Here is a 22,186-nt window from a genome sequence, read left to right as displayed (position 1 = left end):
AGCCTCGCCGGAAACGCTTGCCCGAACAGTTTCACGAACGCCTTGCTCGCGATGTAGTAATACTACAAAATAAGCTAAAAACACGTGGTGTCTTGCTAGTCAGCTAGGCTAGCCTAATCGATGGCTCACACACAGGAGATGACGATGTCGGTGCCCGCATTCGACATGGTGTTGTTCGGCGGTACGGGCGATCTTGCCCGCCGCAAGCTGATTCCGGCCTTGTTCGATGCGCATCAGGGCGGCGAACTGCACCCGCGTGGGCGGATATTCGCCATCGGCACGCAGCCGCTGGAGACAGCCGGCTACCTTGCCCTGCTGGAGCGCGAAACGCGCCCGACCATGCGCCTGTACTCTGGCGCGCCCGTTTCCGACGACGCCTGGGCCTCGTTTGCCGAGCGCATCGTCTACCAGCAGGTCGACGCCCGCAAGCCCGAGCAGTTCGACGGATTGGCCGCCGCGCTGGGCGAAGACCGAGCCCCAGTAACCGTGTGCTACTTGGCCACCGCCCCGGGCTTCTTCATCGACATCTGCGCGCAACTCGCCCGCGTCGGGCTGAATACGCCCAATGTGCGGCTGGTGCTGGAAAAGCCGCTGGGCACCGATCTCGCGTCGAACGAGCGTATCAATTCCGCCGTGGCGCAATTCTTTGCCGAAGACCAGATCTACCGGATCGACCACTACCTCGGGAAAGAGTCCGTCCAGAACCTGATGGCGATCCGCTTTGGCAACGCGCTGTTCGAGCCGCTGTGGCGCCGCGAGTGGATCAAGGACGTGCAGATCACCATTGCCGAGCAGCTTGGCGTGGAAAAGCGCGGCGACTTCTACGACGGTGTCGGCGCGCTGCGCGACATGGTGCAGAACCACCTGCTGCAACTGCTGTGTATTGTCGCCATGGAGCCGCCGTCGAGCCTGTCGCAAGACGCCATCCGTGACGAGAAGCTGAAGATCCTCAAGGCGCTCAAGCCGATTCCGCTGCAGGAAGTGCCCGAGAAGACCGTACGCGGCCAGTATCTCGAAGGCGCCATTGCAGGGCAGCCGGTGCAGGGCTATCTCCATGAACAGGGCATTCCGCCGGACAGCCGTACCGAGACGTTCGTCTCGATCAAGGCCGAGATTGCCAACTGGCGCTGGGCTGGCGTGCCGTTCTACCTGCGCACCGGCAAGCGCATGCCGCAGCGCCTGGCGGAGATCGTGGTGCGTTTTCACGACGTGCCGCACGCGCTGTTTCCCAAGCCGCTGATCCAGTTTCCGGAAAACCGTCTCGTCATCCGCCTGCAGCCGGAAGAGAGCATCCGCCTGCAGTTCCTGACCAAGACGCCGGGCGCGGCGCTCGGCCTGCAGCCGTCCACGCTGGACCTGGACTTTACCGACCACGGCGGCGTGCGCCATGCCGGCGCGTATGAGCGTCTGCTGATGGACGCCGTCAACGGCAAGCTCGGTCTGTTCGTGCGCCGCGATGAGCAGGCCGAAGCCTGGCGCTGGGTCGAACCGATCATTGAAGCGTGGAACGAAGCACGCATTCCGCCCAAGGGTTACACCGCAGGCAGTTGGGGCCCGGCGGCATCGAGCGCGCTGCTCTCACGCGACAACGCTGCCTGGCACGAGGAGATGTAATGGCAATGCGCTGGCACGCAGTTCCAGACGCCGCGGCGCAGGTGCAAGCGTTGGCAGCGTCCATTGCCAACACGCTCACGTATGTGATCGAAGAACAGGGCAGCGTGTGCCTGGCCGTGTCGGGCGGGCGTTCGCCCATCGCGCTGTTTGCCGAGTTGCGCGTGTTGCCGCTGCGCTGGGCCGATGTGTCGATCACCTTGGTCGACGAGCGTGCCGTGCCGCCCGAGCATGCCGACAGCAACGCGCGCCTCGTCCGCGAGCACCTGTTGCAGGATGCCGCAGCTGCAGCACGCTTTTTTCCGCTGGTGTTGTCACCGCACGTGCATGGCGAATCGGTTGACGTGGATGCATGCGTGGCGACTGCCAATGATCCGTTTCAGCAACCCGACGTAGTGATTCTCGGCATGGGGGACGACGGGCATACCGCATCGTTGTTTCCCGACGCGCCTGAATTGAACGAGGGCATCGATCGCACGCGGGCACCGGCTTATCTGCCGGTGCGTCCGGGCACAGCGCCGCATCGGCGTATCAGCCTGAATCTGTCTGCGCTGTGTGCGGCGCGGCGGTTGTTCCTTTCGATCTCAGGGCCGGTCAAGCGCGGTGTGTTCGACGATGCCGCGCGAGGCGTGGCACAGCGTGCGCTGCCGGTGAGCTACGTCATTCATCAGCGGGAGGTACCGCTCGATGTCTATTGGACTACATGAGGTGAACGCGGGCACTGGGGCCGACCAATTGGCCGACATGCTGGCCTATCCGCGGCTGGTGGCCGACGTTGGCGGCACCAACGTGCGCTTTGCGCTGGAGATGGCGCCCATGCGCCTGGCCCACATCGGTGTGCTGGCCGGCGATGACTACCCTTCGCTCGAAGCGGCCATGCGTGCGTACCTGGCATCGTTGCCGCCGGAAATCGCAACCGCTGGCGTACGCCATGCGGCCATCGGCATCGCCAATCCGGTGTTGGGCGACCAGATTCGCATGACCAACCGCGATTGGGCGTTCTCGATCGAGGCAATGCGGCAGTCGCTGGGCTTCGACACCTTTGTCGTGCTCAACGACTTTGCCGCGCTGGCGCACGCGTTGCCGTATCTGCCCGCAGACGAGCTGGAACAGGTGGGCGGCGGGGCGAGCCTGGCCGATGCACCGCGGGCGCTGCTCGGCGCTGGCACGGGCCTGGGCGTTGCATCGCTGGTGCCGACGGCCGAGGGCCGCTACATCGCTGTGGCAGGCGAGGGCGGCCATGTCGCTTTTCCGCCGATGAACGACGAGGAAGCCGTCATCTGGCGCTTCGCACGCGAGCGCTTCGGCCATGTGTCGGCCGAGCGGCTGATCTCCGGCATGGGCCTGGAGCTGATCTACGAGGCGTTGGGTGCGTGCTTCGACCTCTGGCAGCAAGGCCCTACCTTGCGCCGCGCGGCCGACATTACCGCCATCGCACTTGGCGAGATGGAAGACGCCGCCGGCGACCACGCGCGCTGCCGTTATGCCGTCGATACGTTCTGCGCGTTTCTCGGCACCATTGCGGCCAACCTGGCGGTCACGCTGGGTGCGCGCGGCGGCGTGTACATCGGCGGCGGCATTGTCCCGCGTCTGGGGCCGGCGTTTGCCAACTCTCCGTTCCGGCGCCGCTTTGAAGACAAGGGCCGCTTCTCGGCCTATGTGGCGTCGATGCCGGTGTACGTGATTCATTCACCGTACCCGGGGCTGATTGGCCTGTGTGCAGCCATGGACCACGCAGTGGCCCAGGGACACTGACGCGGCTTTCGCGTTACTCAGGTTGATCGGCGTGATGGAGTGCGCTGCCCTTGCGCAGCGCCACTTCCAGCACCAGCGCATCGAGCAGCGCCAGGTGCAACAGGCGCGCGACCATCGAACGGTCGGCCACGGCATCGTCCACGCCGGCGGGCAGCACGACATCGGCCAGTGCCGCGAGCGGGCTGTCGGGCGCTGTGACGGCAATCACGCGCACGCCCAGTTCGCGCACACGCTCCACCGCTGTCTGCAGTTCGGGTAGCGCGCCCGATTTGGAAATGGCGATCACCACGTCGCCTGCCTGCAGCACGTTCAACGACATCGACACGAGATACGGATCGCTATACGCATTCGCGGGAATGCCGTAGCGGAAGAATTTCGTCTGTGCATCGAGCGCCACCACGCCCGAGCTGCCGAAGCCGTACAGGTCGATGCGGCGTGCGCTGTCGACCAGCGCTACCGCTGCATCGAGCGTGCGCGGATCGAAGCGGTCCTGCAGCGTGGTGAGCGAATCGATGGCGTTCTGCAGGACGCGCGTGCCGGAGGGCGACGCGATGCGCGCCGGCGCGGCGTCGCGGGCCACGTTGCCTTGCGCCAGCCGCAGCTTGAAATCCGACAGGCCATGGCAGCCCATCGAGCGGCAGAAGCGGATCACGGTCGGCTGGCTGACACCGGCCTCACGCGCGATGGCCGCCACCGGCAGGCTGAGCACCGTACCGGGCTGGCGCAGCACCCAGTCAGCCACCTGGCGTTCGGCCGGAGAGAGCGACGGGCGTGCCGTGCGAATGCGTTCGCGCAGGTCGGTCGGTGAATCAGGGGTGGCGGGGGAAGTGGTTTGCTGGGCGCTCATCTGGGCGCGGGTTCGAATGGCGGATCGCATCACGATAAAGGCAAGCGCTGCCTCGCGCAACCGCCCGGCGAGGGGTTGCTAGATGCAGCGCGCTCCGGATGCAACTGACTGTTTTCGCACTGTTGCGAGGGCAATGCGTTGGATACGGTGAACGACGCCCACGTCGTCACAAGCGGCGTGGTCCTGCAACGTCGTACACCTCAAAAGGACATCCGATGCTCCGTACTGATCTCCCCATGCAGCACCTTTCTACTTTGTGCCGTCAACTGGCTTGTGTATGGCCGCTGGTGCTCGCGGCCGGGCCGCTGCATGCCGCCACCGATTGGGTCGACACCCACACCAAAGCTTTCGTGACCGGCCCGCAACTCATGGCGCGCGGCGCCGTCAACGAGGTCGCGCCCGGCCAGACCACCGATGTGCTGATCAGCCTCAAGCTGCGCAATGAGGCCAGCCTTAAGGCGCTCGCGCACGATGTGAACGACCCGCGCAGCTCGCATTACCGCAAGTACCTGACCACCGAGCAGTTCCTGGCCGACCACGCGCCCACGCAGGCACAGGTGGATGCCGTGGCGCGCTATCTGCGGCAGAACGGTTTTATCGATATTGAAGTTGCGCCCAACCGGCTGTTGGTGTCGGCGCGCGGTACGGCGGGCACGGTCAAGGCGGCGTTCAACACGCCGCTGGTGCATTACCAGCTAGCAGGCCGCAGCGGGTTTGCGAACAGCGGTAAGGCTCAGGTGCCACGCGCCCTGGGCGGCATCGTCGGCTCGGTGCTGGGCCTGCAGAACGTGGCGCGTGCCCGTCCGCTGCTGCGTGTGGGCGATGTGGCCGAAGCGCGCACGTTGGCTGCGGGCACCGCGACGGGCCATTACCCGAAAGAATTCCCGGCGCTGTACGGCGCGACGGGCGTTCCGACGGCGGCGGGCACCACCGTGGGCGTCATCACCATCGGCGGTGTATCGCAAACACTGCGTGACCTGCGCACGTTCACGAGCAACAACGGTTATGCCGCAGTGTCCACCACCACGATCAAGACCAACGGCACCAGCGGCAACTACACCGATGATCAGGAAGGCCAGGGCGAGTGGAACCTCGACAGCCAGTCCATCGTGGGCGCGGCCGGCGGCGCGGTCGGCAAGCTGGCTTTCTACATGGCCGACCTGAATGCGCCGGGCAACACGGGCCTGACCAAGGCCTTCAACAAGGCGGTGACCGACAACACCGCCAAGATCATCAACGTGTCGCTCGGCTGGTGCGAGAACGACGCCAGCGCCGACGGCACGCTCGACGCTGAAGAGGCCATCTTCACAACTGCCGCGGCGCAGGGGCAGACGTTCTCTGTGTCTTCGGGAGACGAGGGCGTCTACGAGTGCAACAACCGCGGCTATCCGGATGGCGCCAACTACAGCGTGTCGTGGCCGGCATCGTCGCCGCACGTGCTCGCCATTGGAGGCACCACGCTCTACACGAGCGGTTCCAGCTTCGCCAGCGAGACCGTGTGGAACGAAGGCCTCGACGGCAACGGCAAGCTGTGGGCCACCGGCGGCGGCATCAGCCAGATCCTGCCGGCCCCAATTTGGCAGGGCGGCAATGCGCGGCTGCTGCCCGATGTGTCGTTCGACGCAGCGCAGAGCACCGGTGCCTACATCTACAACTACGGGCAACTGCAGCAGATTGGCGGCACGAGCCTGGCATCGCCCATCTTTGTCGGCTTCTGGGCACGGTTGCTGGCGGCCAACGGCAACCTGGGCTTTCCGGCGGCGCGCCTGTACAGCGCCATTCCGGCCAACGCATCGCTGCTGCGGTATGACGTGGTCTCGGGCAACAACGGCTACCAGGGCTACGGTTACAGCGCCGCGCAAGGCTGGGATTACCCGACGGGTTGGGGCAGCCTGAACATCGGCGCGTTGAATCAACTGATCAAGTCGGGTGGCTTCTGATGCGGAGGTGAGTTTGCGGGCGGTTTTGGACAAAGCGCCAACCGCCCGTGCGGCGGTTCTACAATGAGCCTTCCCCGGCTTATTTTTGATTCGTCATGCGCGTACTGCTCGTGGAAGACGACGACATGATCGGCGACAGCGTGCGCAAGGGTTTGCGCCACGACGGTTTCACCATCGATTGGGTGCGCGACGGCGAGGCAGCCGTGCACGCCATCACGGCGCCTGGCGCCGCCGGCGCAGAGTCCGGCGCCACCATGTTCGACCTCATGCTGCTCGACCTCGGCCTGCCCAAGCGCGACGGGCTGGACGTGGTGCGCGAACTGCGCCAGCGCGGCATCGCCATCCCGATCCTGATCCTGACCGCACGCGATGCGGTGGCCGACCGCGTGGCCGGTCTCAATGCCGGCGCAGACGATTACCTCGTCAAGCCCTTCGACCTACAGGAACTGGCGGCACGCATGCACGCGCTGCTGCGCAGACAAGGCGGCCGCGCCGATCCGCTCATGCGCCACGGCGAGGTGCTGCTCAACCCCGTCACCCGCGAGGTGCTGCGTGCGGGGGTGCCAGTCAAACTGTCGGGCCGCGAGTTTGCGGTACTGCATGCGCTGCTGGCGCGGCCGGGCAAGGTGTGGTCGATCGCCCAGTTGCAGGACAACCTTTACGGCTGGGATGAAGAGGTCGGCAGCAACACGGTCGAGGTCTACATCCACGCGCTGCGCAAGAAGCTCGGTAGCCATTTCATCCAGAACATCCGCGGCGTGGGGTATGTGATTCCACGTGAGGCGTCAACGTCGCCTGCGGAACCTGCCGACGGCGACTCGCACCAATAAGCCATGCAATCGATCCGTAAAACCCTGCTGTGGTGGCTGGCCGGCGGCCTGCTGGCGGGCATTGTCATTGCCACCGGCCTGATTTACGCGCAGGCGCGCCAGGAAGCCAACGCGCTGTTCGACTACCAGATGCAGCAGGTGGCCGCCGCGCTGCCGAGCCAGTGGATCGACCCGCCGCCGCCGGCGCTCGCCGGCATTGCCCGTGACGACGACGTCGTGATCCGCATCTGGGACGGCACCGGCCGCAGCCTGTATCTCTCGCACGCGCGGCCCGATCTGCCAGACCAGGCGGAGCTGGGCTTTTCCGACGCGAATACGCCGGAGGGCCCGTGGCGCATCTACAGCGTCGCGTTCGGGCCCGCCGTGGTGCAGATCGCCCAGCCATACAGCGCGCGGCACGAGGTGGCGGCGCGCATGGCGTTGCGTACGGTGGCGCCGTTGTTGATCCTGCTGCCGCTATTGGGATGGATCGTGTGGCTGGCGGTCGGGCGCGGTCTGGCGCTGCTGGGCTCCGTGGCCAAGCAGGTGCAGGCGCGCGATGCGGCAGCGCTGTCGCCGTTGCCCACGCAGGGTTTGCCTGACGAGATCCGCCCGCTGACGAATGCATTGAACGATCTGCTTGCGCGACTCGGCACCGCACTTGCGCACCAGCGCGCGTTCGTTGCCGATGCCGCACACGCGCTGCGTACGCCGCTGGCCGCCCTCAAGCTGCAGTTGCAGGTGGCCGACCGCGCTGAGAACGAAGACGAACGCCGCGCCGCGCATGCCGATCTGCATCGCGGTGTGGAACGCATGATCCGTCTCGTTGGCCAGTTGCTGACGCTCGCCCGGCAGGAGCCGGGCGCTGCCGATACGCAGCGCGCAACGGTTGCGCTCGAGGCGGTGGCGGCCGACGTGGTTGCCGAACTGTCGCCGGCGGCAGTGCAAAAGAGCATTGACCTGGGGATCGCAGTGGAGTCGCAGCCCGCATCCGTTATCGGTAATGCCGATGCGCTGCGCGTGCTGCTGGTCAACCTTGTCGACAACGCACTGAAATACTGTCCAGCCGGGGCGCGCGTCGATGTGTCAACCGAACATACGCCCGACGGTGGCGCGCAGCTCGTGGTGGAAGACAACGGCCCTGGCATCCCTGCGGAGGAACGCGAACGCGTGCTCGATCGCTTTTATCGGCCAGCGCAGGCACCCACGGGCGGTAGCGGCCTCGGCCTCGCCATCGTGCGCGAGATCGCCCAGGCGCACGACGCAACTCTGGCACTGGAAGCGCGCGAGGGTGGCGGCTTGCGCGTGGTGCTGCGCTTTCCATTCAAGGCCAATGCGTAGAAACATTTTGTTTCGTGTGATGTGCGCGTGCGCCTTGCACCTTTAAGTCTCGTTTAAGTCTGCCCGCCTACGATGCCTTCAACCGATGGGCACGACAGGCGACTCCGCAGGCCGTGACCCTCGTGCTAAGCAAGAGAGGACACGACAATGACGCGTCAAACCCTGGCACGCAGTGCGGCTGGCCTGGCGGCTGTGGTCGCCGTTGCAGGCGGCTACGCCTATCTGCAGAAAGACATGATTTCGCGTGCGGTGGCGGCACCCGTGGCCACCGCAACGACAACGACCGCGCCGGCTCCCGGCGCAGCTCCGGTGGCTGTTGCGGCGCCGATGGACTTCTCCGGCATCGTCGATCGCTACGGCCCGGCGGTGGTCAACATCAGCACCACCGCGCACGCGCAGCGCACCAGCATGCAGGGTCTGCCGCCCGGCATGAGCCCGGATGATCCGTTCTCAGAATTCTTCAAACACTTCATGCCGCAGATGCCGCAACAACGCGGCGACCAGATCGTGCGCGGACTGGGTTCCGGCTTCATCGTCTCGGCGGATGGGCTGATCCTGACCAACGCCCACGTGGTGGACGGCGCGCAGGAGGTCAACGTCAAGCTGACCGATCGTCGCGAGTTCAAGGCCAAGGTGCTGGGCGTCGACAAGCAATCCGACGTGGCAGTGCTGCGCATCTCCGCCAAGAACCTGCCGGTGGTGCAGATAGGCAGCCCAGCCAATACCAAGGTGGGAGAGCCCGTGCTGGCCATCGGTTCGCCGTACGGTTTCGAGAACACCGTCACGGCAGGCATCGTGAGCGCCAAGTCGCGCTCGCTGCCGGACGATACCTATGTGCCGTTCATTCAGACCGATGTGGCCGTGAACCCGGGCAACTCGGGCGGCCCGCTGTTCAACCAGCGCGGCGAGGTGATTGGCATCAATTCGCAGATCTACAGCCAGACCGGCGGCTACCAGGGCCTGTCGTTTGCCGTGCCGATCGATGTGGCGATGAAGGTGGAGCAGCAGCTTGTGTCCACCGGCAAGGTCACGCGTGGCCGCCTGGGCGTTGCGGTGCAAGAGGTCGACCAGTCGCTTGCCGACTCCTTCAAGCTGCCCAAGCCAGAAGGCGCATTGGTGAACTCGGTGGAAGACGGCGGCCCCGCAGCCAAGGCCGGCCTGCAACCTGGCGACGTGATCCTGCAGATTGGCGACGCGCGCATCGACCGGTCGGGTGATCTGCCCGAGCAGGTGGCCGACATCAAGCCGGGCTCCACCGTCCCGCTGCAGATCATCCGCCAGGGCAAGCAGACCACGCTGACTGTGACCGTCGGTGCAGCCAAGGACGCCAAGGTGGCGTCCAGTGAAAAGGCTGCGCCGGACCAAGGCCGCCTGGGCTTGGCGGTGCGACCACTGCAACCGGAAGAGAAGCGCCAGAACGGCCTGCCTGGCGGCCTCGTGGTGATGGACGTAACCGGCCCGGCGGCCAAGGTCGGCATCCAGCCCGGAGACGTGATCCTGTCGCTCAATGGCACGCCGGTGTCATCGGTGCAGGAGTTGCGCACGCTGGTGGATCGTGCCGGCAAGCATGTCGCGCTGTTGGTGCAGCGTGACGATACAAAGATCTTCGTGCCTGTGGATCTGGGTTGACGTAGATCTTGGCTAGGCGCTATCTCTCCTCGAATAGCCGGTCCTCTGGGGCCGGCTTTTTTTTGCTTCCGTCTTGCCGACCCTCCGGCGCTGCCGGGAAAACCCTGCCTTGACTTCTAATATATCAATTAATAGATTTTGATATATCAGAAATTGGCTGACCGGGGACATGCCTGCTCGCAAGGATGCAGTCCTCCGGTAGAGGCCAATACAAAAAGCAGAGAGGAGACGCATGCAATACCCCCGCCACCGGCGGTGGGCGCCAACTCGCGCCCATACGCTTTTCGCGCCTTCACGACGCACGTTGCGGCGCAACACCGGCGTGTGCTGATCCGCCCATTCGCCGCCCGTATTCCTACGCGCGCCCGCCCCCGCCAAATGCGCGCTGCTCCGCCTGCGAGCGGCTCGCACGCGCGCTGAATTCACACCCATACGAAGAAAACGAGGAGAACAACACGATGACCCATTCAAGAGCGGTGCGGCCAGCGCGTGCCTGCATCGGCCTGATCTGCCTATCTGTCAGCCTTGCGTTGGCCAGCTGCGGGGGTGGTGATGGCAGCAGTAGCGACATCGCCAGCAGCGGTGGTGGTGTCGCCACGAGCCCTGGAACCGGCCCTGGAGTCGGCACCGGTACATCTACGACAACGTCCACTGCGCTCTGGCCGGCCACGGCGCTTTCTGATCCGGCCGTGCAGGGCAAGGAGCCGTCGCTGCCCACCACGGTGTGCGCGACCTTGAGCGCCACCTTGACCAAGAACAGCAAGGGGCTGCTTGACGCGTCGGTGGATGCGCCGCCGGCCGACTCTCAGCCCGACACCGCCAACATTCAGGCGGCCGTCAACGGTTGTCCTGCCGGACAAGCGGTGAAACTGGTCAAGGGAAGCCAAGGCCAAAACGCTTTCCTCAGTGGCCCGATCGTCTTGCCGGGGTCCGTCACGCTGTGGGTCGATGCGGGGGTGACGCTGTTCGCCTCGCGTAAGCCGTCTGACTACCAGATCAGCGGCAAGAACAATTGCGGTGAAACCGCCAGCAGCGACAACGGCTGCAACGCGCTCATCACAACGACGCCCAATGGCAACGGCGTGGTCGGCGACGGCGTGATCGACGGCCGCGGCGGCGAGGTGCTCACCTCCGGCCTGTATGCCAACAAGCTCACGTGGTGGGATGTCGGTGCGCTGACCAAAACCATGAGCAACGCCAGTCAGAACAACCCGCGCCTGATCCAGGTGAATGGCGGCAGCAACTTCAGCCTCTATCGGATTACGTTGCAGAACGCGCCGAAGTTCCACGTTGTCACCAGTGGCGTCAGCGGCGTGACCGCCTGGGGCACCAAGATCCTGACGCCCTCGCTCGAATACTCCGTGGCAGGCTACCAATGCGCAGCCAACACGACGCCGGTCGTCTCAGGTTCGCCCAATACCACCACACCCAGCACCTGCTTTACGCCTGCCACCGTCAAAAACACAGACGGCATCGACCCGGGCCAATCGCAGAACGTGCTCATCGCGTTCAACCACATCAGCAACGGCGACGACGGCATCGCCATCAAGTCGCACGCCAGCACCACGGGCCCCGTTTCCAACGTGCAGATCCTGCACAACCGCTTCTATTTCACGCACGGCATGTCGCTCGGCAGCGAAACGGACAGCGGCATGAACGGCATCACGATTCGCGACCTGACCATCGACGGCTTTGACATGGGCGCCACCAGCGGCTTTCGCATCAAGACTGACGATAGCCGTGGCGGGGAAGTCAAGAATGTGACGGTTGACGGTGTGTGCGCACGGCGCGTGCAACAGCCGATCGTGATGGACCCGTACTACGGCGACGCTTCCGGCTCGGCCAAGGCGCTCTACCCGAACCTTCACGACATCACTGTGCGCAATTTCCGCTACCTGGATGTGGCCGGCTCCGTCTACGACGGCGCCAACGCGGCCTTGCTGCTGCGCGGCTACCAGTCGCAGAGCCAGTTCAACTATCTCTACAACGTCGTCTTCGACAACGTGGTTTTTGATTCTCTGCCGGGTTGGGCAACGACCAAGCTGACGAATCCCGTGCCGTCCTATGCGGAGTTGACGATGGGTTCGGGGCCGGTGTCGTTTGCCAGCCTGCTGCTCGCGGGCCAGGACATCAACCACGTCCACATCTTCGACAACCGGACGGCAACCCCGGCGCCCTATGACTGCTCGAGCGCGTTCGTGGACTTCCCCGCAGTGAATGCGCCGATGTCGATTCACTGAGCACAACTACGGCCCGCTCACACCAAAAGAAGAAGAGGAGACAACAATGACAAGAACGTTCAAGCGCGCAGTTGTGGTTGCAGCCCTGCCGGCACTGCTGTTGGCGGGCTGCGGCGGAGATGGTGGCACCGGCACCGCCAGCGCTACCACCGGCGGAAGCGGCGGCTCGGCTACAACGGCCAGCCTCGCTTCTGTGAATGTGTCCGAGACCGCCAGCCAGACGAGCGCCGCCGTTGGCGACCGGGTGATCTGGACGATCACCGCCGTGAACAACGGAAGCGGCGCCACCGGGGATACCGTTTCGCTGGTGGCCACCGTGCCCGGCAACGTCGGCGGTATCGCGGTGAACGCGCAGGGTGCAACATGCGGCCCGGCGGTCAGCACGCTCACGTGCACCATTCCTGCGGGGCTCGCAGCCGGAGCCGCCGCGACCGTCACCCTGACGGCCACGGCCACAGCCGCCGGTAGCCTCACCAGTTCTGTCTCGACGTCCGGCGAAGGGGTGTCGGGCTGCGCGGCCCAGGGCAGTTGCAATACGTCTGTGACGGTCGCGGCGGCTTCCGGAGGATCGGGGTCTTCCGGTGGTTCGTCGTCAGGCTCGACGAACGCGGTCGGGTTGGTTCCCGCCAATGGAGAAACCGCCGCCTATGTCGACACGCGGCTGCAACTCAGCTTTGACGCCACACCTACCTTGGGTGCGACCGGCTTGATCAAGGTCTTCAATGCCACGACGGGCGCGCAGGTCGACCAGATCGATATCAGTGGCGCACCGGTCACCGCCGGCGGCGAAACGCAGACGTACATGCCGGCCGCCAACACCGAGATCGACACGCTGGGCAACAACACCGGGCTGACCCAGTGGCGGTATGTGTACTACACGCCGGTCACGATTTCCGGCAACACAGCCACCATCCGCTTGCACGACAACATGCTCAGCAACGGCACCAAGTACTACGTCACCATCGACAACGGTGTATTGGCCGGCAAGATGAACGGTACCCCCTTTGCGGGCATCACCTCGCCTACGGCGTGGACCTTCACGACCAAGGCCGCCCCGGCATCCCAGACGGCCGTGACCGTCGCCAGCACCGGCTCGGCGGACTTCCGGACCGTACAGGGTGCGCTCGACTGGATCATGCGCAACAGCAGCGCGAACGCGTCGGCCAGCAAGACGATCACGATCCAGGATGGCAGCTACAACGAGCAGCTGTTCCTGCGTAACGTGAATAACCTGACGATTTCGGGCCAGAGCCAGGCGGGCACCATCGTCTACCAGGACAACTCGGAGTCTTACAACCCGGGCACCGGCGGCAGCAAAACAGCACCGGCGACAACGCTGACGACGGAAGGCAGCGGCACCCGGCGCGCCCTGGGGGGCGGAAGATCCGTCCTTCTCGTGGAGGGCTCCGACCTGCTCAAGCTCACCAACTTCACGTTGCAGAACTCGCACGTCAGACAGTCGAACTTCAACAACCAGGCCGAGGCGCTTTACTACAACACCTCGACCCTGACCGCCAGTCGCATGGTGGCAAGTTTCATGAACTTCCTGAGCGCGCAGGATACGATCCAGACCAAGGGCTGGGTCTGGTATTACAAGTCCTACATTGCGGGAAACGTCGATTTCATCTGGGGCTCGCCCTATGCAGCGCTGTTCGAGCAGAGCGAGCTGCATACGACGTTTGACCCGATCGCCGGTTCGGGCGGCAGCTACAGCGTCAACGCCATCATCCAGGCACGTGCGGCCACGGGTTACCCGGGCTTCGTGGTGCTCAACAGCGCGTTGACCGCGGATGCCACGGTGCCTGCGGGGACCACCTATCTCGCACGATCCCTGACCGGTGCCACCCAGGCCGCGAACAGCTACTGCACCCAGCAATACACGGGCACCGGCAGTTTCGGCAATGCTCAACTGTATTGCGACACAGCCGCGTACATCAGCACGAAGATGGGCGCACACATTGCAAGCGGCGGCTGGCAAGATCCGAACACCAACGGCGCCATGGCACCGTACCCCGGAACACCAACCGCAACCGCAGGGTGGCGTGAATGGCTGAGCATGGACGCGGCCGGCAATGCGCTGAGCATGTCGGGTCGGGATACCCAATACGCCACCAGCGCCATTGATTTGAGTGGGCTCAACACCACCGCCAAGGTGTTCGCCAGCTTCAAGGATGGCAGCGGCGCGAGCTGGACGCCCACGCCCTGATTTCACGGACAAGCGTGACGGATGCAGCGGCGCGTGCCCTTTCAGGACCGCGCCGTTTTTTCATGGGATCAGCGGGTGCTGCAGAGCCTTGCCGTTGCACGGTCCAGAGCAATCTGATGCAGGGTGTCGAGCGATTTCTCATGCACGACACGGCCGATGTCGTTCGCCACCTGCACCGGGCAATCCGCCTGGCCGCGTGCGGGGGCAACATCGCGCAAGGCTTGCAGAATGGATTTCTGCAGCCCGTCCAGCTTGGGGCGGATCACATCCGGCAGGCTCTGCCGCTGCGCGGTGGGCGCAGCACCGGCCCGGCGCCAGTCGTTCAGCAGGGCGTATTGCACTTCCTTGTTCGCCTCGATCTGGTCTGTGAAGACATCGCTCACGTCCGCGGCTGCCAGGCCGTAGGCTGGCGCCTGCGCCGAGGCATTGGCGATGACCTTGGCTTCGCGTGCCGGGTCGTAAACCGACTGGCCGCTGTCCCATTTGCTCAGCGCAACCTGGTCGGCGGTGACCAGGCGATCCGCCAGATGGCGGAGCAGCGGTGCAAAGGCGCCGTCCTGGGCGTGGGCCTGGGTGGCGAAGCTCGCCGCCAACAGCAGGGTGCAGGCGATTCGGGATGTCATCAACGTGTTAAGGGCGTTCTTCATGCTAGGTACCGGTCGATTGCCGCGTGTCATGAAACTGGGAGCGGCCATCATACCGAAGCGCTGATCGGACGACGTGCGCAACGTTGTTCCGATGCCCGCCGTTAGGGCGTTTGCACGTGCTGTCTGCCATAAACCCAGGTATCATGCGGGCTGCGCGCCGTGTTTGTCTGCAAAGCCTGCGGCGGCGCGGCTAGCTGAGCATACGACGATGGATTTTTACCCCGATCTGGAAGGTTTGCCGCTGTTTGCCAAACCCGCTTTCGGCTGGGAGGAACCAGCGTCGGCATCGCCAGCCGAAACGTCCCCCACCAAACCCCGCCGCTTGCGCCGATGGCGTGGCCCAATCACGCATTGGGAACGCGGCTACCGCTCCCACTACTACCGTGACAAGCGCGGCAAGAAGCTCGGTGAAATCCACCTGAGCCCGCGCGGTCAGGCGCCGCTGCTTTACCGCTGGCTGGCCGGCACGCTCTCGGGCATCGAGGGGTCGCTCACGCACGCGCGCATGCGGGTGGAAGAGGCGATCGGGTTTGGGATGCGGCAGATGGCGCTGTTCTGAGCCACCCGCCCGGCGTGCCGCTGGGCACGGCCGATGCGTCAACTTTGGGTTCACCACGTCGAGGAGAACCCATGCCAACCATCGTCCGCATCTTCACAGACCACGCCGCTGCTGAGGCAGCCCGCCAAGCCGTGTTGAACACCGGCCTCACGCTGGAGCGCGTCGCGCTGTCGCACCAGGGTGACGAGGCAGGTGCCTTGTGCGGCAACTTCCTTTGCGGCGACTACGAGCCCGGCGGCGAAAACGCCGAGACCTACGAGCGCAAATTCCAGAACGTCGTGATCGGCGGGCGCTTTCTGCTGACCATCGACGCCGAGCCCACGCAGGTGGACGCCGCTGAAGCCGCGTTGCAGCCCGCTGGCGGACATGCCGTAGACGATCTCGGACCGAAGCCATGACCTTGCGCGGCGGTTCCTACATGCAAGGGTTGTCATCACACCATGGAAGCCACCGGCTGCGCTGATTTGCGGCTTTCGGCCCAGGTTGTGCCCCACCACCCGGTGATGTCACCAATGCGCCACTTTTCGTAGAATCCCCGCCACAGAAGACTTGCGGGAGTGCTCATGCTGGATCCTGGCGTCGCCATTGCCACGTCGGCGCTGATGAGCTTTGTGCTTCTGGGGCTGCTCGGTTCGTTGCTGCGCGCTGGCAAGTCCGGCATTGCCGAATGGTTTGGTGCCAATCTGGCCGTGGTGCTGGCCCTACCCTTGATTCTGCTGCGCGGGAAGATTCCCGACAGCCTCTCGGTTGTTGTGGCGAACGTCCTGTTGGCGCTCGGTGGTGCTGCGTACTACGCGGGCTGCGCGCGCTTTCTCGGCCGTCGGCCGCAGTGGCCGATCTTGCTGGCAGGCGTGACGGCGGTAGGGGTGGCGGTCATCTACTGGCGCTACGCCGTCGACAGCATCCCCATGCGGGTGTTTTCGACCACGCTGTTTTCCGCCGCATTCTGCACGGCATTGACGTGGATGCTGGTACGCCATTCGCCCGCTGGTCGACCGACCTATCCGTATCGGGTAACGGCCATCATTGCTTTCGTGTTCGGCGTTTGTCAGCTCGTACGCGGCTTCTATTTCCTGACGCTGGATGCGGCTTCCAGCCCGAGCATGTTTGCCAGCGCCGGCAGCGTGCTGCTGCTCGTGGTGGCGGCGGCGATCATGCCCATCCTGTCGATGTCGGCCATGCTGATGGTGCATGACGCGCTGCTGGCCGACGCGCGCGATGCGGCCAACCGCGACTTCCTGACCGGTGCGCTGTCGCGCCAGGGCTTTGAGGTGCTGGCACGCCGCCATGTTGGCCGTGTGCAGCGGCACGCCAAGCCGCTGGCATTGCTGATTCTCGATCTGGATCATTTCAAGCGCATCAACGACAGCCTCGGCCATGCCGTCGGCGATGCGGTGCTGCGCGCGTTCGTGCAGATGGCGCAAGCGCAACTGCGGCCGACCGACGTGCTTGGGCGCATCGGTGGCGAAGAGTTCGCGCTGCTGCTGCCCGACACAGACAGCGGCAACGCCATGTACCTCGCAGATCGCTTGCGCAAAGCTGCTGCCGCGCAAGTTGTCATGGCCGGTGCGCAGCCCTGCCGCTACAGCATCAGCGGTGGCGTGGCGGCGTGGCAACCCGGTGAATCGTTCGACCGGCTGAGCGCACGCGCAGACCGCGCGCTGTACGACGCCAAGCATCAGGGGCGCAACCGGATTTGCGCTGCCGATGCTGGCAACGCCGTTCCGGTGGTGTAGCGCCGCCCGCAAGGCAACGGCAATCCGTGCGGCGTAGCATTTCGCTCCTAAATTTCAACGGGAGCCCGCCATGTCGAAGACGCAGTATTACGCCGCTACCACCCTGGACGGCTTCATCGCCACGACGGATCACTCGCTCGATTGGCTGATGCAGTTTGGCTCACTGGAAGGCACGAGCTACGACGGCTTCATTCGCGACGTCGGCGCGCTGGCCATGGGTGCGTCCACCTACGAATGGCTGTTGCGCGAACTGGCCAAGCCGGGCCCTGAGGGGCAAGCGCAGCCGTGGCCTTACGTTCAGCCTGCGTGGGTCTTCACATCGCGCACCCTGCCGGCGGTGCAAGGTGCAGACATCCGATTCGTGCGTGGTGATGTGGCGCCCGTCCACCGCGACATGCTCGCCGCAGCCGGCGGACGCAATCTCTGGATCGTTGGTGGTGGGGAACTCGCCGGCAAGTTTCTCGATGCAGGGCTGCTTGACGAACTGATCGTGCAGGTGATGCCTGTCACGCTGGGCACCGGGCTGCCCCTGTTGCCGCGCCGCATCGTACAGCCTGCGCTCAAGCTCACTTCCGCCGTGCCCTACAAGAACACCTTCGTGGAGATGCGCTACGAGGTTGCTCGCGGGTAGCGCCGGGCCGGATGACCGAGCCAAGCATCGCCGCGCATCAGCAAGTTGCTTGCCCGCAGCGCCCAAGACGGCGCCATTTCTTGCGCTTCGGTACGTCGCCGTTTTGCGCAAAACCTGTCGATTTGACAACGCTGTCGGCGTCTCCTTTTCTGGACTGGCTTTCCGTCAACCAGGCAGGAGACGACGATGCATCGACAGGCTCACTTTTTGATCCGGCGCCGCGCGGCCAATGTTGCTGCATGGCTGGCGTTCGGTTTGGCGGCGTCGTCCGCGTTGGCCGATGTGGGCGTGGGTGCCGCGCTGCCGCCGTCGCCCGACAAGCTTTACGGCGACTTGTTCGTGGCCGTGCAGACCGCGCAGGTGTATCCGGATCAGAAGACATTTGTCGATGCGGTGCCCAAAGCCGCACCGGCTGCGATCCTGCAGGCTTACCATGCACAGAAGAACGTACCGGGTTTTTCGCTCAAGGCGTTTGTCGATCAGTACTTCACGCCGCCGGTGGAGTCGCCCGTGACACCGCCTGCGGGGCAGTCCTCGCGCGCCCACATCGACTGGCTCTGGCCGGCGCTCACGCGCACGACGACCACCGCGCCTGACAACAGCTCGCTCATTCCTCTGCCCAAGCCGTATGTCGTGCCGGGCGGCCGTTTTCGCGAAGGCTATTACTGGGATACCTACTTCACGATGCTCGGGCTGCAGGAGGCCGGCCGTGAAGACCTGGTCGACAACATGCTCGACAACTTCGCCTATGCCATCGACCAGTTCGGCCACATTCCGAACGGCAATCGCACGTATTACCTGAGCCGCTCGCAGCCGCCGTTCTTTGCGTTGATGGTCGAGCTCGCCGCGCAGCAGGAGGGCGATGCGGCGCTCAAGCGCTACCTGCCGCAACTGCGCAAGGAGTATGCGTACTGGATGCGCGGTGCCTCGACTACGCCCGCTGGGCAGGCGAGCAGCAACGTCGTCGTCATGCGCGACGGCGCTGTCCTCAACCGCTACTGGGACGACCAGGACACCCCGCGCCCGGAGTCCTATCTGCAAGACGTGACCACCGCGCAGCAAACACCCGCGCGCCCTGCCAACGAAGTCTGGCGCGACCTGCGCGCAGCGGCTGAAAGCGGGTGGGATTTCAGCTCGCGCTGGTTTGGCGACAACGCCACGCTGGGCACCATTCGCACCACGTCGATCGTGCCTGTGGATTTGAACAGCCTGATGTTCCAGCTGGAGAAGACCATTGCGCGGGGCTGCACAGCGGCGCGCGATTTTGCGTGCACGGTCGAGTATTCCGTGCGCGCCGGAAAACGTGCAGTCGCCATCGAGCGCTATCTATGGCACCCCGCCGGCTACTACGCAGACTACGATTGGCAGCTCGGCCGCATTCGCGATAACAAGTCTGCCGCGATGATGTATCCGCTGTTTGTGGGTGCTGCACGGCCAGACCGCGCGTGGAAGACGTTGCAGTGGACGCAGCAGGCGCTGCTGCAGGTGGGTGGGCTGTCCACCACCACCTTTAAGACCGGCCAGCAATGGGATGCCCCCAACGGCTGGGCGCCGCTGCAATGGATCGCGCTGCGTGGTGCGCAGCGGTACGGCTGGCAGCCGCTCGCCCAGGCGATCGGCGAGCGCTTTCTTGGCAGCGTCGAGCAGCTCTATGCCAGCCAGCAGAAGCTTGTCGAGAAATACATCGTCGACGGTACGGGCACGGGTGGCGGCGGGGGTGAGTATCCATTGCAGGACGGCTTCGGCTGGACGAACGGTGTCACGCTCAAGCTGCTGGATGCGTATGGCCGCGGGCAGTAAGCTGGCGGTTTCATCCGCCACCACGAGCGCCTCGCATGCCCATCGAACTTGACCGCGACGTCCGCGAAGAGGCGGTTCAATCCATCCAGCGCTACTTCACCGAGCACATGGAAGAGCGCATCGGCAACATCCAGGCCGGTGCGCTCCTGAGTTTCTTTCTGGAAGAGATCGGCCCGGTGGTCTACAACCTCGCCGTGCAGGAGGTGCAGGAACGCCTGCATACGCGCGTGGCCGAGCTCGACTACGAGTGCTACCAGGAGCCGTTCGGATACTGGAAGAAATTCGACAAGCGCCGATAGTTCCCCGCTACCATGCCCGGATTCCATCGGGCTGCTTCGCTTCCATGTCTTCCTTGCGCGCATTCTTCAGCACGGCCTTCCGCTGGCAGCGCGGCCGCCAGGGCACCGGCTACGACAAGATGCTGCTGGCCACCGCGCTGTGGCCCATCCCGTTCGATAGTTACCTGATCCGCTATCCGGACGGTTCGGAAATTCCGCCGCATACCGACCCCGTCACCAACGGCCGCCACTATCGGCTGAACATCGTGCTGAAGTCGCCGCGGGAGGGCGGCGAGTTCGTTTGCGCCAGCCCGATCTTCCAGACAAGGCGCATCAAGCTCTTCCGCCCCGATGCGTGCGAGCACAGCGTGACGCGCGTGGTGGGTGGCAGCCGGTATGTGCTGTCGGTGGGGTGGGTGTTAGGGCCGCGCGCCTGAGGGCCGGGAACAGAATCGTGACGCACGCATTTGCCGCCAACCCCTGGTTCCAGAGCCTGCCGCCGCGCGCGGCTGATGCGCTGCTCGAAGCCGCGGTGCCCCTGCACATCGCGGCTGGCGCATTTCTCTTTCGTCAGGGCGATCCGATGGACGCGGGTTCGCACGCGTTCTTTGGCGTGGCCAGTGGCGCGCTCAAACTCTCCATCTTCAACGCTGACGGAGATGAGGCGATCCTCACGTTGGTGGAGCCAGGCAACTGGTTTGGCGGGGTGTCGACGCTGGATCAACAACCGCGTGGCCATTGCGCAATTGCGCTGGAAGATTCGGACGTGCTGGGGGTGAGCGTGGCGCGCTTTGAAGCATTGATGCGCGATGCCGCATTTGCCGGAGCGATTGCACGGCTGGTGGCGACGCGCTTGCGCCTGGCGTATGGCTCGCTGGCGAGTGCGGCGCTGCACGGCACGCGGGCGCGTGTGGCGCGGCGTATCGCTTCACTGGCGCACGGCGATGTGTCGCAATCGGCAGAAGGGCGCGCGAGCATCTCCACCTCGCAAGACGCGCTGGCGATGATGCTGGGCATCAGCCGGCAGACGCTCAGCAAGGAGCTGCAGGCGCTGGTCAAACTCGGCGCGATCCGCCTGCGCTATGGCCACATCGAGATTCAGGACATGGCGTTGTTGCTGGACGCGAGCGAAGCCGGCGCCGACTAACCCGCAGCCCGCAAGGCCGCCAGCAGATCGTTGCCCGACCAGCTCGGGCGTGTGGCGGCAGATTCGGCGGCATGCACCATCGCACACAGTTGCGCATTTACGGGCGCGCGTTGCCCCAGGCGCTCCGCCAAGCGCACAACTTCGCCGTTGATCCAGTCGACTTCGGTCGTGCGCCCGGCGGCCAGATCGTCGGACATGGATGAACGCGCGAGCGGATCGATGGCGAGCATCCTGCCGCCCAGCCGCGCAAACACCGCGTCGGGCGTGGCGAGCAGGCGTGGAATCCAGGCGGGCGGTATGGGCGTCAGCTTGGCGGGTTGGATGCCCGCACGCGACAGCAGCCGCAGTGCCTCCATTTGCGCCAGCGCGAGGCAGCGCCGATACGCACGCTGCGACAACTCTTCCTTCAGCGGCCGGTTGGCCAGTGCATTGATGGCGTTGTTCAGGTTGAGCAGCAGCTTGGCCCATTGCACGGCCGCCATGTCGGTCCGTTCCGTGAGCGGCAGACCCGCGCGGAGAAAGTCACCCAGAAACGGCTGCAGCATGGGTGACGCTGCCACTTCCAGCTCGCCGCCCGTGCCTTGATGGAAAGCGCCGGGGCCAGGCTGCATCACATTGAAGGGCACCATGCCGGCCAGCACGGTGTGCTGCGGCACGGTGGCCCGCAGCACGTCGGCATTGCCAAGACCGTTCTGGAAGCTGATGACAACGGTACCCGCGCGCAGCACGGGCTTCAATGCATCGGCCACGGATTGCGTGGCAGCAGATTTGACCGTGACGAGCACGAGATCGGCATCGGCGGCAGCGCCGGGGTCGGTCACGTAGCGCACCTCAGCCGGCGGTACCTGCCAGCGGCCGTTGCGGTAGTCCGTCAAGGTGAGGCCGTGCTCACGCAGCTCGTTGCCGATGCGTGCGCGGCCAACCAGCGTGACATCGGCGCCGGCCGCCAGCAGACGGCCACCCAGATAGCAGCCGATCGAGCCGGCCCCCACGATGCAGATCTTCGCCAT

The 22,186-nt window shown here is 64.9% G+C and carries 20 protein-coding genes; 17 read left to right on the top strand and 3 right to left on the bottom strand.

Going from position 1 to position 22,186, the window contains the following annotated elements; all coding sequences use genetic code 11:
- Positions 1–144: 144 nt before the first annotated feature.
- The 3 genes from zwf to NKG59_RS20260 are packed head-to-tail and all read left to right on the top strand — an operon-like array spanning position 145 to position 3,366.
- The gene (zwf, locus tag NKG59_RS20270) at positions 145–1,614 is read left to right on the top strand and encodes a glucose-6-phosphate dehydrogenase (RefSeq protein WP_045205731.1); all 1,470 of its coding nucleotides are present in this window, start codon (positions 145–147) and stop codon (positions 1,612–1,614) included.
- Entirely contained in the window at positions 1,614–2,318 is a 705-nt protein-coding gene (gene pgl / locus NKG59_RS20265; protein WP_253540484.1) for a 6-phosphogluconolactonase, read from the top strand. The genes zwf and pgl overlap by 1 nt, the downstream gene beginning before the upstream one ends.
- Positions 2,299–3,366: a glucokinase gene (locus NKG59_RS20260; protein ID WP_253540471.1), complete on the top strand. Its 1,068-nt coding sequence runs from the start codon at positions 2,299–2,301 to the stop codon at positions 3,364–3,366. The genes pgl and NKG59_RS20260 overlap by 20 nt, the downstream gene beginning before the upstream one ends.
- A gap of 13 nt (positions 3,367–3,379) precedes the next feature.
- On the opposite strand, the gene NKG59_RS20255 is transcribed toward NKG59_RS20260, so the two are convergent.
- Positions 3,380–4,213, bottom strand: a complete 834-nt coding sequence (locus NKG59_RS20255) for a MurR/RpiR family transcriptional regulator (RefSeq protein WP_045205733.1) — start codon at positions 4,211–4,213, stop codon at positions 3,380–3,382.
- Between the two features lie 215 nt (positions 4,214–4,428).
- Here NKG59_RS20255 and NKG59_RS20250 point away from each other — a divergent pair, with 215 nt between their 5' ends.
- The 6 genes from NKG59_RS20250 to NKG59_RS20225 all read left to right on the top strand — a co-directional run bounded on the left by NKG59_RS20250 (position 4,429) and on the right by NKG59_RS20225 (position 14,378).
- Positions 4,429–6,153 (top strand): S53 family peptidase, encoded by a 1,725-nt coding sequence (locus tag NKG59_RS20250; RefSeq protein ID WP_253540449.1) that lies wholly within the window; start codon positions 4,429–4,431, stop codon positions 6,151–6,153.
- A 95-nt stretch (positions 6,154–6,248) separates the two neighbouring features.
- Positions 6,249–6,983, top strand: a complete 735-nt coding sequence (locus NKG59_RS20245; RefSeq protein ID WP_045205736.1) for a response regulator transcription factor — start codon at positions 6,249–6,251, stop codon at positions 6,981–6,983.
- Positions 6,984–6,986: 3 nt separating this feature from the next.
- Entirely contained in the window at positions 6,987–8,303 is a 1,317-nt protein-coding gene (locus NKG59_RS20240; protein WP_253540446.1) for a sensor histidine kinase, read from the top strand.
- 147 nt (positions 8,304–8,450) lie between these two features.
- On the top strand, positions 8,451–9,932 hold the full coding sequence (locus NKG59_RS20235; protein WP_253540443.1) for a DegQ family serine endoprotease: 1,482 nt from the start codon (positions 8,451–8,453) through the stop codon (positions 9,930–9,932).
- A gap of 458 nt (positions 9,933–10,390) precedes the next feature.
- A complete protein-coding gene (locus NKG59_RS20230) occupies positions 10,391–12,172 on the top strand; it encodes a glycoside hydrolase family 28 protein (protein WP_253540427.1) in 1,782 nt (593 codons plus the stop codon).
- Positions 12,173–12,218: 46 nt separating this feature from the next.
- Positions 12,219–14,378 carry an Ig-like domain-containing protein gene (locus NKG59_RS20225; RefSeq protein ID WP_253540424.1) on the top strand — a complete coding sequence of 720 codons (2,160 nt, stop codon included), beginning with the start codon at positions 12,219–12,221 and terminating at the stop codon, positions 14,376–14,378.
- Between the two features lie 68 nt (positions 14,379–14,446).
- Here NKG59_RS20225 and NKG59_RS20220 read toward each other — a convergent pair whose 3' ends face one another.
- Positions 14,447–15,025 (bottom strand): chorismate mutase, encoded by a 579-nt coding sequence (locus NKG59_RS20220; protein WP_420804043.1) that lies wholly within the window; start codon positions 15,023–15,025, stop codon positions 14,447–14,449.
- A gap of 208 nt (positions 15,026–15,233) precedes the next feature.
- Between NKG59_RS20220 and NKG59_RS20215 the strand changes: the two genes are divergently transcribed.
- The 8 genes from NKG59_RS20215 (at position 15,234) to NKG59_RS20180 (ending at position 21,176) form a co-directional block, all read left to right on the top strand.
- A complete protein-coding gene (locus NKG59_RS20215; protein ID WP_024977928.1) occupies positions 15,234–15,584 on the top strand; it encodes a hypothetical protein in 351 nt (116 codons plus the stop codon).
- A 71-nt stretch (positions 15,585–15,655) separates the two neighbouring features.
- Entirely contained in the window at positions 15,656–15,982 is a 327-nt protein-coding gene (locus NKG59_RS20210) for a hypothetical protein (protein WP_045205742.1), read from the top strand.
- Positions 15,983–16,147: 165 nt separating this feature from the next.
- The gene (locus tag NKG59_RS20205; RefSeq protein WP_253540421.1) at positions 16,148–17,320 is read left to right on the top strand and encodes a GGDEF domain-containing protein; all 1,173 of its coding nucleotides are present in this window, start codon (positions 16,148–16,150) and stop codon (positions 17,318–17,320) included.
- A 70-nt stretch (positions 17,321–17,390) separates the two neighbouring features.
- Positions 17,391–17,951, top strand: coding sequence for a dihydrofolate reductase family protein (locus NKG59_RS20200; protein WP_253540418.1), 561 nt, complete (start codon positions 17,391–17,393; stop codon positions 17,949–17,951).
- A 186-nt stretch (positions 17,952–18,137) separates the two neighbouring features.
- Positions 18,138–19,751, top strand: a complete 1,614-nt coding sequence (treA, locus tag NKG59_RS20195; RefSeq protein ID WP_253540415.1) for an alpha,alpha-trehalase TreA — start codon at positions 18,138–18,140, stop codon at positions 19,749–19,751.
- Positions 19,752–19,786: 35 nt separating this feature from the next.
- Positions 19,787–20,050, top strand: a complete 264-nt coding sequence (locus NKG59_RS20190) for a DUF2164 domain-containing protein (RefSeq protein WP_253540411.1) — start codon at positions 19,787–19,789, stop codon at positions 20,048–20,050.
- Between the two features lie 44 nt (positions 20,051–20,094).
- Positions 20,095–20,466 carry a 2OG-Fe(II) oxygenase family protein gene (locus NKG59_RS20185; RefSeq protein ID WP_253540408.1) on the top strand — a complete coding sequence of 124 codons (372 nt, stop codon included), beginning with the start codon at positions 20,095–20,097 and terminating at the stop codon, positions 20,464–20,466.
- Between the two features lie 17 nt (positions 20,467–20,483).
- Entirely contained in the window at positions 20,484–21,176 is a 693-nt protein-coding gene (locus NKG59_RS20180) for a Crp/Fnr family transcriptional regulator (RefSeq protein WP_253540405.1), read from the top strand.
- Here the strand turns inward: NKG59_RS20180 and NKG59_RS20175 are convergent.
- Complete coding sequence (locus NKG59_RS20175) at positions 21,173–22,186, bottom strand: 2-dehydropantoate 2-reductase (protein WP_253540402.1); 1,014 nt, start codon at positions 22,184–22,186, stop codon at positions 21,173–21,175. The genes NKG59_RS20180 and NKG59_RS20175 overlap by 4 nt on opposite strands.

It is taken from the genome of Ralstonia chuxiongensis (genome assembly GCF_024158925.1).
GTDB lineage: Bacteria > Pseudomonadota > Gammaproteobacteria > Burkholderiales > Burkholderiaceae > Ralstonia > Ralstonia chuxiongensis.
This window is presented reverse-complemented; position numbering and strand designations above follow the sequence as displayed.